Genomic DNA, 13244 nt, shown 5'->3' with positions numbered 1-13244 from the left:
ATTTTGTATGGAATTTTTAAGAAACTATATTGATTTAATCATTTTTTTAATTTTAGGAATAATGGCTTTTATAGTACTTTGGTGTGTTATTGAAAGATTATTATTTTTTAGAAAAATTAATTTTACAAATTATAAAAATCAAGAAGAATTTGATAATGCAATTAGTGAAAATTTAACTACCATATATATTATTTATTCTAATGCCCCATATATTGGTCTTTTAGGAACTGTTATTGGGATTATGGTTACTTTTTATGAAATGGGTTTAGCAGGTAATATAGATGTAAAATCTATAGTTATAGGACTTTCTTTAGCTCTTAAAGCTACAGCTTTGGGTCTTTTAGTTGCAATTCCAACTCTTATAGCTTATAATGCTTTATTACGTAAAATTTCTCTTTTAAGTAGTACTTATAGGATAAATCAAAATGATTAAATTGCCAAAAAATGAAGGGTTAAATATCGTTCCTTTTATAGATATTATGCTTGTTTTGCTTGCTATTGTTCTTAGCATTTCAACCTTTATTGTGCAAGGTAAAATTCAAATTAATCTTCCAAAAAGTGAGAGTTCTACAAGTCTTAATAATCATGAAAAAAAACTTCTCATTACCATTGATGGAAAAAATATTTTTTATTTAGATGATAAAATAGTAAATTTAGAACAAATAAAAGATGCGATATCTCAACTTGATCAAAAAACCATCGTAGAATTAAAAAGCGATAGGAATGCTAAATTTGAAAGTTTTATACAAATTATTGATCTGCTAAAAAACAAAGAGCATGAAAATTTTCAAATCATAACGGAGAAAAATAAGTGAAAAACTTATTTTTAAATCACAAATATCAAGCTTTTTATCTATCTTTTGTGATCTTTTTACCTGTATTTTTTTTAATCTTTAATTCCGCTGATTTTTTTAAGATAAAATTTAAAAATGAAGAAATTTTTACCTTATCAATGAAACAATTTGCTCAAATCAATCCAGCACCCATGCAAGAAAATAAAATTATAGAAAAAATCACACCTAAAATTAATAAAATTCAACCAAAGCCTATAAAAAAAGATACAAAAAAAATCAAAAAAATAGAACAAAAGTTAAACACAATTGAGTCAAAACCGACAACAAATCAAGCAGTTATAAATCCTTCATCTCAGATAACTCAACTCATACAAGGCAAAGACAAACATCCATTGCTTGAAGAAATTCAAAAAGCAATTCAAAAAGCCCAAAACTATCCTAGACAAGCTCAAAGAATGGGTATACAAGGAATTGTTAAAGTAGAATTTTTATGGAAAGAAAATAAAACTTTAGCAGAATTAAAGATAGTCCAAAGTTCTGGATACACTCTCTTGGATAAAAATGCTCTAGAAAGCATTCGTAAGGCTTCAGTCAATTTTCCTTACTATAAAAATGATTTAAGAATTATACTCCCTATTATATATAGCTTAAAAGGATAAAATTCGCCAAATATTTTTATTTACACTCTTTTATCAACAAATATAGCTTCATTGTTACTTATTTGTACCATTAAATCTTTTTTTAAATTTTGCCCTAAATTCTCTAAAGACTTATTTTGAAGTTCTTCAAAAATTTGCGGATTACTTGCTTTAAGTTTAGCTTGCTCATCTGCATTTAAAGCGCTTAGTCCTTTTTCTTTGGCAATTTCAAGTAAGTCTTTATCGTCTTTTTCATCTTTTTTCTTTTTGACTTTTACCTCATCATTTTCATCACTTTTTTGTGGATCTGTGATTTTAGTAGCATCTGCACTTCCACCCGATGCATTCTTGATATCTTTTAAAATTTCCGTCAAGCTTTCTTTTTTCACGTCAAATTCATTGACATTTCCATCAAAATTCACATCTTTTTCCATAGCAAAATTAAGCCTAGTTTGCAAATCTGTGGTTTGACTTAATTCATCTTCGCCCTTAAAAGCTAAATTTTGCATACTTTCAAATAAGGTATTTTTATGAAATTTCACATTGATATGATTTGATTCTTCTTTATTATTTAATGAATTTGGATTAAAAAACTCGCTGCTTATTTTTTCAAACCAATTAGCAATAAACTCATTAGCTTCGCCATTAAGCCTTATAGTTCCATCATCTCTAGCGATATAATTCGTAAAAGAGCCAAAATGACTTTGCAAATTTTTATAATTTTCATCACTGATTTTTAAAGCCATAAGTTCGCCTTGTTTGCTTTCAAAAACCACTTTAAAACCTGAAGTTTGATTATCTGAAACATCATTTACTTTGACTTTTTCTTGCTCTTCTTTTTTTAATTCTAAAATTTCTTTACGATTTGTAACATTTTGAGAACTTGGTAAAGAAACATTAAAATCATTGATTGTTATATCCATAATAACTCCTTAGAAATTTTAAAGCATTAACTTGGGCTTATTTATTTTATTTACAAGCCGCAAATAAGCCTAAACGACACATTTGTCTTTGATATTGAGTAGGTAAAGAATTGCATTGTTTCAATCTTATCTCATAATCAACGCAAAAACTTCTCGCTTGTGGACTTTTATTATTGTTCTCAGTTTTGCCATAAGCAAAAGAACCAATAAAACAAGCAACTAGTGCAACAGAGAGTAATTTTCTCATAGTAAACCAAAAAATAAAATATTTTATAATTATAATCTTAAAATTATTTGATACAATTGCAATTTTAATATCGACAAAAAGTTAATTAATTTATACCAAAAATTCAATTTTTAAAAAGGAATGTAAATGAAAGCATTGGCCCTTTTTAGTGGCGGACTTGATAGTATGCTCGCGATGAAACTTATCACTTCACAAGGTATAGAAGTTAAAGCTCTAAATATCAATATAGGTTTTGGAAGCACAAGTGATAAAAGTGAAATTATGAAAAAAAGAGCTGCAATGGTGGGTGCAGATTTTGAGATGATTGATGTAAGAAATTCTTATTTGCAAGAAGTGCTTTTTAATCCACAATATGGTTATGGAAAACATTTTAATCCTTGCATAGATTGTCATGCTTTTATGTTTAAAACTGCACTTGCAATGTTAAAAGAAGAAAACGCAAGCTTTATCATTACTGGTGAAGTTTTAGGACAACGTCCAATGAGCCAAAGAAGCGATGCAATGGCAAAAGTTAAAAAACTAGCACTTGATGAAGAGGATCTTATCTTACGTCCTATGTGTGCGAAAAATTTACCTTTAACAAAACCTGAAAGAGAAGGTTGGGTAGATAGGGAAAAACTTGAAGGCATTAGCGGAAGAAGTCGCAAAAGACAACTTGAACTTGCGGCTAAATTTGGTTTAGAAGATTTTGAAAGCCCAGGTGGTGGATGTTTATTAACTCTTGATAGTTTTGCCAAAAAAATTCGTGACTTTATAGAATTTGATAAAGATATGCAAGTAAATGATGCACAACTTTTAAAATACGGGCGTCATTTAAGATTACCTATGGGCGCTAAAATGATTATAGGGCGTAATGAATTAGAAAATGAACTTTTAAGAAATTTGAAAACTCCAAAATACGAAGTAATAGGACTTGGAGATTTGATTGGAGCTTATTCTTTACTTAGTTCAAATGCAAGCAATCAAGATATAGAATTAGCAGTAAAAATTGCTTTAACCTATACTAAATGCGATATAAATACCAATTATAAATTAGAATTTAAAAATCAACAATTTATTGCTTCAGCTTTTGAAGATAAAACGCAAATTAGTAAATTTTTTATAAGTTAGTATAAACTAATTTAAAAAAAGAACGATATAGTGATTGAATCTTTTCAAAATATTGCTATAAAAAGCCCATGAAAATGGGCTTTTTTTATTTTATGCTATAAATTTTTTTCAAATTATTCAAATTTGAGCTTGCATTCAAAAGCAAACAATCAGCTAAAACTAAACGTATCATAGCATTAACTACAACACTTCCGCGTATACCAACACAAGGGTCATGCCTACCTTTTATTTTTAACTCTACATTATTTCCAAACTGATCGATACTTTCTTGTTTCCTAAAAATCGAAGGTGTAGGTTTAAAATGAGTTTTTAAAATAAGATCTTCTCCATTTGAAATTCCACCTAAAATTCCTCCACTATGATTACTTAAGAATTTATTATCCTTTAAAACATCATTATTTTCAGATCCATACATTTTACTTGCATTAACACCCTCACCTATTTCTACTGCTTTAACGGCATTAATACCCATTAGAGCATGAGCTAATTTAGAATCTAACTTATCATAAAGAACTTCCCCAAATCCTTTTATCATCCCGGTAACTCTTGTAAAAACAGATGCACCTATACTATCTTTTGAATTTTTAGCATTTAAAATTTCTGCTTTAAAACAATCCTCTAAATTAGGATCAAGACAAAAAATTTCACTTTTTTGCGCCCATTGAAAATCAAATTGACTCTCATCTAAATTTGATTTTAAATTTCCTACTCTAAAAACTCCACTTTGAACACAAATATCAAATTCATTCAAAAGCATAGCACATACAGCACCCCCAGCTACCCTAGCAACACTTTCTCTAGCACTTGATCTTCCACCACCTCTATAATCTCTTAAGCCATATTTATGAAAATAAGTAAAATCAGCGTGTGCAGGGCGAAATACATCTTTAAAATCATCATAATCTTTAGAGCGTATATTTTCATTAAAAACAACTATGGCAATAGGATGGCCTGTGGTGTATCCCTCAAAAACTCCGCTTAAAACTTGTGCTTTATCACTCTCTTTTCTTGGAGTTGAAAATTGATTCCCACCTTTGCGTTTATCAAGTTCATTTTGTAAAAATTCTTCATCAAATTTAACTCCAGCAGGCATCCCATCTACCACACAACCCACAGCCACCCCGTGAGACTCCCCAAAGCTTGTAAATTTTAATCTTGTACCAAAAGTATTCATGATAAATTTTCTAATTTTTCAAGCGCAATTTTTGCAGCCATTTGTTGCGCCTCTTTTTTGCTTTTTGCAATAGCTCTTGCGATTTCCTTACCTTCTAGTTTTAAAGCAATTTCAAATTGTTTTAAATGATCAGGACCAAAAGCACGCAGTGTTTCGTATTCTGGAGTTTTTCCTATGACACCTTGAGTAATCTCTTGCAATTTTGTTTTATAATCTTTGATCAGATTTTTTGCATCGATTTTTGGAAAATTACTTTCTATGAGATTTAGAGCAATATTTTTTGCATATTCAAAACCTGATTCTAGGTGAATAGAACCAATAATCGCCTCTAAAGCATCAGAAAGAATAGAAGGTTTTTCTCTTCCTCCATTATTTTCTTCAGATATACTCATAAAAATAAAATCACCCAAATTTAAACTATTGGCGATTTTTGCAAAAGATTTTTCATTGACTAAAGCAGCTCTTAATTTTGACAAATCTCCTTCAGCATCTTTTCCAAATTTATGAAATAAATACTCCCCTACAATCAAATCAAGAACCGCATCCCCTAAAAATTCCAAACGCTCGTTATTATAAGATTTTTTACAACTTTTATGAGTAAGTGCTTGTATAAGAAGATTTTTATCTTTAAATTGATAACCTAAACTTTGTTCCAAAATCTCAATATTTTTCATCATTTTCCTTTTGCAATTTTAAAGCAGCTTCTCTTGCTAAAAAATCACATCTTTCATTTTCCTCATGTCCATTATGCGCTTTGATCCAAAAAGCTTGAATTTGATGCGATTTTGATACTTTTAAATATTCTTTCCACAAATCTACATTTTTTTTACCTTTAAAATCCTTTTTAATCCAATCATCAAGCCATTCATTAATACTTTGAACCATCAAATTTGAATCAGTAAAAATTTTAATTTCACAAGGCTCTTTTAGAATTTTTAAAGCCTCAATGATAGCCATTAATTCCATACGATTATTAGTAGTATTTTTTTCCGATCCAAAACCTTCTTTTTGATGTCCTTTATAGCACACTATATACGCCCATCCCCCAAAACCTGGATTATTAAGACAAGAGCCATCGGTATAAATTTCAACACATTTCATCATTTTTCACTTCACAAATAATCTTACAAGTATTAAATTCATAGCACATTGGACAATGATAAAAAAATAAAGGCATTATGTTTTTACATTCTGAACAACGATAAGAAAATTCAAGTCTTGCTTTGAAAGAGTTTTCGCGTAAAATTTTTAACATTTTTAAATTTGAATTTTTAAAAGCAAAATGACTTGGAATTTGATCTTTGCCAATATAGCCTAAAGCATAAAAAAATTCTAAAAACTCTTGATTTTCCAAATTAAAAATTTGATCTTGTTTATAAAGTAGATCACAAATATCACTAAAATTTTGCTCTAAGAATAAAGAATATTTTTCAAAAATAAAACGCCCTAGCATAGGATTATTTGATATTTTTAGCTCTAATAATTTTTGTTTTTTTTCTTCATTATTTAAATTTGAAGCATACAAGTTTAAAGCTTTTATAAATTCTTGCTCTTTCTCTACTTCTTCTCCAAGCTCAAACAAACACTCTAAAATTTCTAAATTTTCTTTATAAGCTTTTAATTTTAAATACACAATTTTAAGAAGTTTTAAAGCCTCTATATTTCTTGGACGAAGTTTTAAAGCTTGAAGCAACACTTCTTTAGCACGTTCTAAAAATCCTGCCTTAAAATAAATATTTGCTAAAGCGATAAAAATAAATTCTTGCTCATTTTTATCTTTACTTTTTTCAAGTGCTATTAAATAAATTTGAGTAGCCTTTTCAAATTCTCCACTTTTTGTAAAAATATCAGCTAAAAAGCTCAAATTTCCAAAATTTAATCTCTCATTTTTTAATAAGTCCTTATAAATATTATCTATTTCAAATTTTTTAATGAATTTTTCAAGCTTTTGTTCTTTATCTTTATTTGCGAACAATTTCCAAGCATGATTAGCCACAGAAACAACAAAAATTAAAACAGTTAAAATAATAAGCCCTACTAAAGGGTCTCTATATTCAACAAAGAAAAAATCCATAAACTCTCTTTAAAAATTTTATGCAAAATTATAGCTAAATCTTTGTATAATTTTATTTAAGGTTTTTAAAATGATATCTAAAGAAAGTATAGAAAATTTATCCCAAAGACTTAATATCGTTGATATAATTGAAAACTACATTGAAGTAAAAAAACAGGGCTCTAGCTTTGTTTGCGTATGCCCATTTCATGCCGATAAAAATCCTTCTATGCATATTAATGTCCAAAAAGGTTTTTATCATTGTTTTGCGTGTAAGGCAGGTGGAGATGCTTTTAAATTTGTAATGGATTATGAAAAATTAAGTTTTTATGATGCCGTAGAAAAAGTTGCCAATCTTTGCAATTTTACCCTAAATTATACTAAAGAAAAAAATGAAAATAAAAAAGATCTAAAAATCATCTTACCTAAGCTAAACGCTTATTTTAAAAATAATCTTTCCCATCATAAAGAAATTTTAGACTATCTTTACTCAAGAAAATTAGATGACAAAGATATCGCTAAATTTGAATTAGGTTTTGCAAAATCAAGCGAAGAAAGTGTAAGATTGTTGCAAAATGAAAATATATCTATTGAAGATGCTTTAGCGGTTGGAGCTCTAAAGAAAGATGAAAAAGGTGAAATTTATGCAAGTTTTATATGGCGTATTACCTTTCCAATTTATGATCAAAAAAATACACTTGTAGGTTTTGGTGGAAGAACTATAAATCCAAACGTAATGGCAAAATATGTCAATTCTCCTCAAAATATATTTTTTGATAAAAGCAGAATTTTTTACGCTTTTCATTTAGCCAAAGATGCTATTAATGCAAAAAAAGAAATGATTATTTGCGAAGGCTATATGGATGCAATTGCTTTTCATAAAGCGGGTTTTAACAACGCTGTAGCTGTTCTTGGTACTGCGCTAACTGAACATCATTTACCTTTAATACGTCGCTACGAAGCTAAAGTTATACTCTGTTTTGATAATGACGAAGCGGGATTAAGAGCTGCTACTAGATCAGCTTTTTTACTTAGCACTCATAAAATTGATGGCAAAGTTGCTCTCTTAGAAGGAGGAAAAGATCCTGCGGAATTAGTTGCTAATAATCAAAATGCAAAACTTTACAATATACTCGAAAAGGGTATGGAACTTGGAGAATTTTATATTAGACGCATTATAGCTGATTTTACACTTGATTCAGCGCTTGATAAACAAAAAGCTTTAGAAAGTATACAAAAATATACCTTTACCCTTGAACCCTTAGTTGCCAACTCTTATGTACAATTAGTTTCTAAACTTTTAGGCGTGGAAGAAAAATTGGTTATTTTAACAAAAAAAATTAAATCTTATAAAAATTTAAATTCCATCTCCTTAAAAATTCCAAATACAAAAACACATATTATGGAACTTGAAATTCTTAATTTTTTAAAAAACAATCCTAATATGCACGAATTTTTTAAACAAATTAGCGATAGTGTTTGTTTTAAACATAAAAATTTATTAGAAAAAATTTTAGAAAAAAAAGATTATGAAGATGTTGATATAAGAGAATTTGAAGAAAAAAATATCCATAAAAAATTAAATCAAAATGAATTTTTATTTGGTATTTGTAAGATTAATTTAGCTTTTTTAAACCATATTGATACCATAAATTCTGTTTTAGCTTTAAAAAAACAACTTTTTACCCTAATCGATAAGAATTTTCATATTTTAAATAAAAATTTAACACAAGAAGAATGTTTGCACTTTTTAAAAGAATATTTATTGCTTTTAAAAAATGAAAAAGATGAAATAAAACTAGAACAATTATTTAAAAGCTTAAATAAAATTTTTTCTTTAAAAAATTTCAACGCAAAAGAGTTAAATATAAATTTTACACAAGAGCACAATGAAGAACCTTTTTAAGATAAATTATAAAAAAGTGTCTAATTTACCTTTTTTTAAACACAATCACGCTAAAGTATAGAAATTTTTTTAAGGATTGATTTGATGATGCCTTTTAGTGATGAAGAACTTATAAATCCTGTAAAATCAAGTTTAAAAAAAAGTATTCCCATGTTAGAACGTGATGGGGGAGGACTTGAATTTTTAGGAATTAAAAATGGAATAGTTTATGTGCATTTAATTGGTGCTTGCAAAGGTTGTGCATCAAGTGGAACAACTTTAAAATATGGACTTGAAAGACAACTTAAAATCGATATTCATCCAGAAATTACTATTGTAAATTTAAATGGCGGAGCAGAAGAATTTGCAAAATTATAAAAAACTCGGTATTAAGCATTTTTTAAAAAAAGATTTTAAAACTGCAAAAATATATTTTTCTTTAGCCTATGAAAAACGTAAAAATAAACGTTTATTTAATTTTATTTTACTTTGTGATTTGGCTCTAAAATTTCCAAAAGAATCAATTTTACTCTTTGAATTTTATTTAGAACACTACACCATAGAAAAGATTGATAAAGATTTTGAAGAAATTTTAAAAACAATAGAAACTCAACATGAACAAAAATCTCAGTACAAAGATGAATTAGAAGATGGCTATGCTTTAAATTATCAAGATTTTTTAAAAAGCGAGGAACAAATTGGTTTTGAAAAAAGTTTTGAAAATATTATACATAGTGCAAAATTAGTCATTGACAATCGTGATGATTTCTTAGATTTTTTAGAAAAACTTCTTGAACATGGTTATAAAGATATGACTTTAAATTATATAGAAAGCGTTATATCTCATTTTTGGGCTAATGAAAGATTTATAAAAATCCAAGAAAAACTTATAGGGTTTAAAAGTGAAAATAAAGCTTGAAAATACATTTATCACAGATAATACTTTAGAATGCGAAAAAGGTTGTTTTTTTCTAAAAACAGAGCAAAATAAACAATTTGAAAATGAAGCCTTAAAACAAGAATGTAAGATTATTGATGTTAAAGAATGCAAAAAAATACTTAATATCGACGAAAACATTAAAATTATTGGTATTACCGGAACAAACGGAAAAACAACAACTGCAGCAGCAATTTATTCTATATTACTTGATTTAGGATACAAATGCGGCCTTTGTGGAACTCGCGGTGCCTTTATAAATGATGAACAAATCGATAAAAAATCCCTTACAACATCAGCAATTTTAAAAACATTAGAGTACCTAAAAATAGCAACACAAAAAGGATGTGAATTTTTCGTTATGGAAGTAAGTTCACATGCTTTAGTACAAAATAGGATTGAAGGTTTAAAATTTGCAGCAAAAATTTTTACTAATATCACTCAAGATCATTTAGATTTTCATCAAAATTTTGAAAATTATAAACAAGCCAAAGAACTTTTTTTTACAGATGAAAGCTTGAAATTTATTAATAAAGACGCTCTGGCAATTAAATTTAATGTAAAAAATGCTTTTACTTATGGGATAGAAAATCCTTCCTTATATCAAATCAAAGCCTATTCTTTAGAAAATGGTATTAATGCGATCGCCATGATTAAAAATACAACCTTTCACATAGAATCTCCTATGTTGGGACTTTTCAATCTTTATAATCTTCTTGCTGCAAGTGCTTGCGTAAATGAACTTATTAAACCAAATTTAAATGATTTGGAAAAAGCTATCAATCAATTTGGAGGAGTTTGTGGAAGAGTGGAGCAAGTTGCCGATGGAGTTATTATCGACTTCGCTCATACACCAGATGGTATAGAAAAAGTTCTTGATGCTCTTAAAAATAAAAAATTAATCGTAGTTTTTGGAGCAGGAGGCAATAGAGATCGCACTAAACGACCTTTAATGGGTAAAGTTGTAGAGCATTTTGCAAAAACTGCTATTATTACAAGCGATAATCCACGCGATGAAGATCCAAAAACTATAATCGAAGAAATCGCAAATGGTTTTAAAGAACCCAAAAAAGCTTTAATGATTGAAGATAGAAAAGAGGCCATAAAAAAAGCTTTGGAACTTAAAGAAGAAAATGATCTAGTAGTAATCTTAGGAAAAGGGGATGAAGAAACTCAAGAAATTAAAGGGGTAAAATATCCTTTTAGCGATAAATTAGTTGTAAATGAAATTTTAAGGATAAATTGATGTTTGATAATATAGACTTTTCTAAAATGGGAGAAATTTTAAATCAAGTTCAAGAAAAAGCAAAAAACATAGAATTAGAACTTGCAAATAAAGAATTTAGTGCAAAAAGTGGCGCAGGACTTGTTAAAGTCAGTGCAAATGGCAAAGGAGAAATTATTGATGTAAGTATTGATGATTCCTTGCTTGAGGATAAAGAATCGATGCAAATTTTGTTAATATCTGCTATCAATGATGTTTTAACTATGGTAGCACAAAATCGCAACAGTATAAGCAGTGATATTTTAGGAGGCTTTGGAAAATTATGAGATTTTTATTTTGTATAATTGCATTTTTGGTTATTGGAAAGGCTATTGAACGTCCCACTTTTGAAGATTTTGCCGCAGGTTATGAAAGAAATAAAGCAAGTATGTTTAACTATGAAGGAATGCCAGCTTTTGCTTTAAGCGAAAATTTACTTGCTGTTTTAAAACAACCTAATACAAAATTAAATAAATACGTAAAATATGATCCTTTTTTAAATCTTTATCTTGTACGAACAGATTTTTCACTTATCCCTGCTCCTATGGGCGATGAAGAAAAATTAACTCGTAATGATTGGGTAGGAATTTGGGATCCGGATAAACCTTATATAGGTCATATTAAATATTTAGCTCAAAATATTAATGAAAGAGATCAACTTGATTTTAACACAAAAATAGGACTCCTAGGAACTCCTTGTTGCGAAATGCTTGGTATAGCATTAAACAATGGTTCTTTTATAGGAAATAGATATTTAAAACATTTTATGAAATATAACGATGTTTATTGGGGTGATATTGGGGTTGATTTTGTTGAGCGAGAAAACAAGTTTTACGTCAATAAAGTACGAAAAAATGGTCAATTTTTGGTCAATGATGAAGTTATTAGTGTTGATGGCGTTCCTATTAAAGATTTGAGAAAATTAAATGAAAAAATTCTTTTTGCTGATCCTAGTAGCACCCTTTATTTTGAAGTTTTAAGAGATAATATGGATTTAAATATATCAACTCAAGTTTTTGCTAAAGATATTAGCAAATTTAATCTCCCAAATACTAAACCAAAGCCAAAGCCAACAAATTTTAGAAGTAATTTGGGCTTAAGTGTTAATTCATCATTAGTTGTAACAAAAGTTGATCCAAAATCTAAGGCCGATTTAGCTGGATTTATGGTAGGCGATAAAATTTTACGTGTTAATAATATCATTTTAAAAGATTTTAAAAATTTACAAACTATACTTGCGAATGGAAATGATTTTAATATTTTGATCCAAAGAAAAAGTTCTAAACTGCCTTTACATAATTTTGATAATGGATTAATTGGGGATATCGATGCAGGCGGAGATGGAAATTTTCAATTTTTTATTAGGCTTAAAAAGTGAAAGAACTTTTTATCAAGCATTTAAATGAAAATTTACCTTATATAAAAAGTTTTCATCCTTTTTTTAATGAAGCTTTGCAAGCCATGTTAAAAGCTGGTGGAAAGCACTTTCGTGCACAATTACTTTTAGGGGTTGTTGAGTGTAAAGCACCACAACTAATTTCAAATGCTTTAGATGCAGCCTTAGCTCTAGAATTTATCCATACCTACTCCCTTATTCATGATGATTTACCTGCTATGGATAATGCTGATCTTAGACGAGGTTCTCCTACTCTGCATAAAAGCTATGATGAAACTACAGCTATTTTAGTTGGAGATGCTTTAAATACTGAAGCTTTTTTATTGCTAAGCAACTTAAATTTACAAGAAAAGATTAAAATCAATTTAATCCGTACTTTGGCCTATAATGCAGGTATTAATGGAATGATTATAGGTCAAGCGATTGATTGTTATTTTGAAAATAAAAAACTTAATTTAGAAGAACTCAAATTTTTACATATCCATAAAACTGCGAAACTTATAGCCGCATCTTTAAAAATGGGTTGTGAAATTTGCGAATTAGATGAAAAAGAGAATGAAAAATTTTACAATATTGGTTTAAAATTAGGTTTAATTTTTCAAATCAATGATGATATTATCGATGCAACCGCAAGCGAAGAACAAAGTGGAAAACCTGCTAAACACGATACACATAAAAATTCTTTTGTAAATTTATTAGGACTTCAAAAAGCTATAAATTGCAAAAATGATTTGATTCAAAATTGCAAAAATGATTTGATTGATTTAGATGAAAAAATATCAAAAATGATCGAAAATCTTATGATACAATATTTATAAAAGGT

Annotated in this window: 17 protein-coding genes; 11 read left to right on the top strand and 6 right to left on the bottom strand. The window is 28.3% G+C overall.

Features of this window, described 5'->3' with window-relative positions:
- Positions 1-7 precede the first annotated feature (7 nt).
- The 3 genes from exbB to ACD570_RS01965 are packed head-to-tail and all read left to right on the top strand — an operon-like array spanning position 8 to position 1453.
- Positions 8-433, top strand: a complete 426-nt coding sequence (exbB, locus tag ACD570_RS01975; RefSeq protein ID WP_417904343.1) for a TonB-system energizer ExbB — start codon at positions 8-10, stop codon at positions 431-433.
- On the top strand, positions 426-815 hold the full coding sequence (gene exbD, locus ACD570_RS01970) for a TonB system transport protein ExbD (protein ID WP_337196708.1): 390 nt from the start codon (positions 426-428) through the stop codon (positions 813-815). Before exbB ends, exbD begins: the two co-directional genes overlap by 8 nt.
- Positions 812-1453: an energy transducer TonB gene (locus ACD570_RS01965; protein ID WP_337196709.1), complete on the top strand. Its 642-nt coding sequence runs from the start codon at positions 812-814 to the stop codon at positions 1451-1453. The genes exbD and ACD570_RS01965 overlap by 4 nt, the downstream gene beginning before the upstream one ends.
- Positions 1454-1473: 20 nt before the next feature.
- Here ACD570_RS01965 and ACD570_RS01960 read toward each other — a convergent pair whose 3' ends face one another.
- Together ACD570_RS01960 and ACD570_RS01955 are read right to left on the bottom strand one after the other, a co-directional pair.
- The gene (locus ACD570_RS01960; protein WP_337196711.1) at positions 1474-2355 is read right to left on the bottom strand and encodes a hypothetical protein; all 882 of its coding nucleotides are present in this window, start codon (positions 2353-2355) and stop codon (positions 1474-1476) included.
- 46 nt (positions 2356-2401) lie between these two features.
- Positions 2402-2602: a hypothetical protein gene (locus tag ACD570_RS01955; protein ID WP_337198416.1), complete on the bottom strand. Its 201-nt coding sequence runs from the start codon at positions 2600-2602 to the stop codon at positions 2402-2404.
- A gap of 126 nt (positions 2603-2728) precedes the next feature.
- Between ACD570_RS01955 and ACD570_RS01950 the strand changes: the two genes are divergently transcribed.
- Complete coding sequence (locus ACD570_RS01950; RefSeq protein ID WP_337196715.1) at positions 2729-3712, top strand: MnmA/TRMU family protein; 984 nt, start codon at positions 2729-2731, stop codon at positions 3710-3712.
- 85 nt (positions 3713-3797) lie between these two features.
- On the opposite strand, the gene aroC is transcribed toward ACD570_RS01950, so the two are convergent.
- The 4 genes from aroC to ACD570_RS01930 are packed head-to-tail and all read right to left on the bottom strand — an operon-like array spanning position 3798 to position 6960.
- On the bottom strand, positions 3798-4886 hold the full coding sequence (aroC, locus tag ACD570_RS01945) for a chorismate synthase (protein ID WP_337207028.1): 1089 nt from the start codon (positions 4884-4886) through the stop codon (positions 3798-3800).
- Positions 4883-5560 carry a ribonuclease III gene (gene rnc / locus ACD570_RS01940; protein ID WP_337202157.1) on the bottom strand — a complete coding sequence of 226 codons (678 nt, stop codon included), beginning with the start codon at positions 5558-5560 and terminating at the stop codon, positions 4883-4885. Before rnc ends, aroC begins: the two co-directional genes overlap by 4 nt.
- A complete protein-coding gene (rnhA, locus tag ACD570_RS01935) occupies positions 5547-5987 on the bottom strand; it encodes a ribonuclease HI (protein ID WP_200281260.1) in 441 nt (146 codons plus the stop codon). Before rnhA ends, rnc begins: the two co-directional genes overlap by 14 nt.
- Positions 5974-6960, bottom strand: a complete 987-nt coding sequence (locus ACD570_RS01930; RefSeq protein WP_337207026.1) for a CDC27 family protein — start codon at positions 6958-6960, stop codon at positions 5974-5976. Before ACD570_RS01930 ends, rnhA begins: the two co-directional genes overlap by 14 nt.
- Positions 6961-7030: 70 nt before the next feature.
- Between ACD570_RS01930 and dnaG the strand changes: the two genes are divergently transcribed.
- The 7 genes from dnaG to ACD570_RS01895 all read left to right on the top strand — a co-directional run bounded on the left by dnaG (position 7031) and on the right by ACD570_RS01895 (position 13239).
- Positions 7031-8845, top strand: a complete 1815-nt coding sequence (gene dnaG, locus ACD570_RS01925) for a DNA primase (protein WP_337207024.1) — start codon at positions 7031-7033, stop codon at positions 8843-8845.
- A gap of 84 nt (positions 8846-8929) precedes the next feature.
- Positions 8930-9202: a NifU family protein gene (locus tag ACD570_RS01920; protein ID WP_200282472.1), complete on the top strand. Its 273-nt coding sequence runs from the start codon at positions 8930-8932 to the stop codon at positions 9200-9202.
- A complete protein-coding gene (locus tag ACD570_RS01915) occupies positions 9189-9743 on the top strand; it encodes a histidine kinase (RefSeq protein WP_239820146.1) in 555 nt (184 codons plus the stop codon). The genes ACD570_RS01920 and ACD570_RS01915 overlap by 14 nt, the downstream gene beginning before the upstream one ends.
- The gene (locus ACD570_RS01910; RefSeq protein ID WP_337209525.1) at positions 9727-11007 is read left to right on the top strand and encodes a UDP-N-acetylmuramoyl-L-alanyl-D-glutamate--2,6-diaminopimelate ligase; all 1281 of its coding nucleotides are present in this window, start codon (positions 9727-9729) and stop codon (positions 11005-11007) included. The genes ACD570_RS01915 and ACD570_RS01910 overlap by 17 nt, the downstream gene beginning before the upstream one ends.
- Positions 11007-11312: a YbaB/EbfC family nucleoid-associated protein gene (locus tag ACD570_RS01905; RefSeq protein ID WP_200282481.1), complete on the top strand. Its 306-nt coding sequence runs from the start codon at positions 11007-11009 to the stop codon at positions 11310-11312. The genes ACD570_RS01910 and ACD570_RS01905 overlap by 1 nt, the downstream gene beginning before the upstream one ends.
- A complete protein-coding gene (locus ACD570_RS01900; protein ID WP_337207019.1) occupies positions 11309-12403 on the top strand; it encodes a PDZ domain-containing protein in 1095 nt (364 codons plus the stop codon). Before ACD570_RS01905 ends, ACD570_RS01900 begins: the two co-directional genes overlap by 4 nt.
- On the top strand, positions 12400-13239 hold the full coding sequence (locus ACD570_RS01895) for a polyprenyl synthetase family protein (protein ID WP_200282486.1): 840 nt from the start codon (positions 12400-12402) through the stop codon (positions 13237-13239). The genes ACD570_RS01900 and ACD570_RS01895 overlap by 4 nt, the downstream gene beginning before the upstream one ends.
- Positions 13240-13244: the final 5 nt, after the last annotated feature.

Source organism: Campylobacter sp. LH-2024 (assembly GCF_048270605.1).
In the GTDB taxonomy this organism is placed as follows: Bacteria; Campylobacterota; Campylobacteria; order Campylobacterales; family Campylobacteraceae; genus Campylobacter_D; species Campylobacter_D molothri.
The sequence above is the reverse complement of the archived record's forward strand: the minus strand, read 5'-3'. Positions and strand labels throughout refer to the sequence as shown.

Excerpts from the sequence above, each read along its gene's own strand:
- exbB (WP_417904343.1), top strand. The coding sequence starts at position 8 with ATGGAATTTTTAAGAAACTATATTGATTTAATCATTTTTTTAATTTTA.
- exbD (WP_337196708.1), top strand. The coding sequence starts at position 426 with ATGATTAAATTGCCAAAAAATGAAGGGTTAAATATCGTTCCTTTTATA.
- ACD570_RS01960 (WP_337196711.1), bottom strand. The coding sequence starts at position 2,355 with ATGGATATAACAATCAATGATTTTAATGTTTCTTTACCAAGTTCTCAA.
- ACD570_RS01955 (WP_337198416.1), bottom strand. The coding sequence starts at position 2,602 with ATGAGAAAATTACTCTCTGTTGCACTAGTTGCTTGTTTTATTGGTTCT.
- ACD570_RS01950 (WP_337196715.1), top strand. The coding sequence starts at position 2,729 with ATGAAAGCATTGGCCCTTTTTAGTGGCGGACTTGATAGTATGCTCGCG.
- aroC (WP_337207028.1), bottom strand. The coding sequence starts at position 4,886 with ATGAATACTTTTGGTACAAGATTAAAATTTACAAGCTTTGGGGAGTCT.
- rnc (WP_337202157.1), bottom strand. The coding sequence starts at position 5,560 with ATGAAAAATATTGAGATTTTGGAACAAAGTTTAGGTTATCAATTTAAA.
- rnhA (WP_200281260.1), bottom strand. The coding sequence starts at position 5,987 with ATGAAATGTGTTGAAATTTATACCGATGGCTCTTGTCTTAATAATCCA.
- ACD570_RS01930 (WP_337207026.1), bottom strand. The coding sequence starts at position 6,960 with ATGGATTTTTTCTTTGTTGAATATAGAGACCCTTTAGTAGGGCTTATT.
- dnaG (WP_337207024.1), top strand. The coding sequence starts at position 7,031 with ATGATATCTAAAGAAAGTATAGAAAATTTATCCCAAAGACTTAATATC.
- ACD570_RS01920 (WP_200282472.1), top strand. The coding sequence starts at position 8,930 with ATGATGCCTTTTAGTGATGAAGAACTTATAAATCCTGTAAAATCAAGT.
- ACD570_RS01905 (WP_200282481.1), top strand. The coding sequence starts at position 11,007 with ATGTTTGATAATATAGACTTTTCTAAAATGGGAGAAATTTTAAATCAA.
- ACD570_RS01900 (WP_337207019.1), top strand. The coding sequence starts at position 11,309 with ATGAGATTTTTATTTTGTATAATTGCATTTTTGGTTATTGGAAAGGCT.